Source organism: Vibrio sp. LaRot3 (assembly GCF_027587025.1).
Taxonomy (GTDB): domain Bacteria; phylum Pseudomonadota; class Gammaproteobacteria; order Enterobacterales; family Vibrionaceae; genus Vibrio.
Window position 1 is genome coordinate 1 of the sequence record NZ_JAPPTI010000031.1, and the last position, 653, is coordinate 653.

The 653-nt window shown below is 45.8% G+C and carries 1 protein-coding gene; it reads right to left on the bottom strand.

The window, feature by feature from the left end; genetic code table 11:
• Positions 1 to 10 precede the first annotated feature (10 nt).
• The gene (locus OH461_RS20055; protein WP_270022304.1) at positions 11 to 529 is read right to left on the bottom strand and encodes an Hcp family type VI secretion system effector; all 519 of its coding nucleotides are present in this window, start codon (positions 527 to 529) and stop codon (positions 11 to 13) included.
• Positions 530 to 653: the final 124 nt, after the last annotated feature.

Below are 653 nucleotides of genomic sequence, written 5' to 3' on the forward strand. Positions count from 1 at the left end.
TCGAGAGCGATTATGCTTCGATAGGTTTACGCCAGTCGTCGGCACCTGAAGTACCCGAGTTAACGTGGTCCCAAGTGATTTTACGGTATGACATAGAAACCGTTAGGTTTTGAGTGAAGTCTGCGAATGCAGGGTCTTGACAGTGTGGCATCTCACATTGGATATCAACGATAGAGGCGTTTTCTAGACAAGTGGTGAAGAAGTTCTCTTGCTTACCTTCTACAGAAGTGCGGTACCATTTTAGCTCCACTGACTTCATCTTCTCACCGGCAGACAGTGCGTTGTAAAGAAGAGGAACGGCTTTGTTTAGTGATACCGTGAATTTGAATGGCTTGTGCACACGTTGACCAGAAGGCTGACCAGATTGCGGGTCAGTAGGTACAGTCACAACGTGGTCGAAGAATTGCACTAGCATCTCATCTTCGTGGCCTTCAACGTAAGAGTCACCGATAGAGTCAGAAGTACATGCGCCTGCAGTGATAAGGCCCTGAGTTTCACCTTCGATAGAGATATAACATGGAGTTGGCATCTTAAAATCCTTAAGTATTAGTCCTAGTAACCACCCAGAGCGTGTGCAGGGCGGAACATTGATTGAATAATCGCTAGGGTTATTACAAGGTCGATGCCAAGTTTTTAAGTGAGTAAAATCAGGT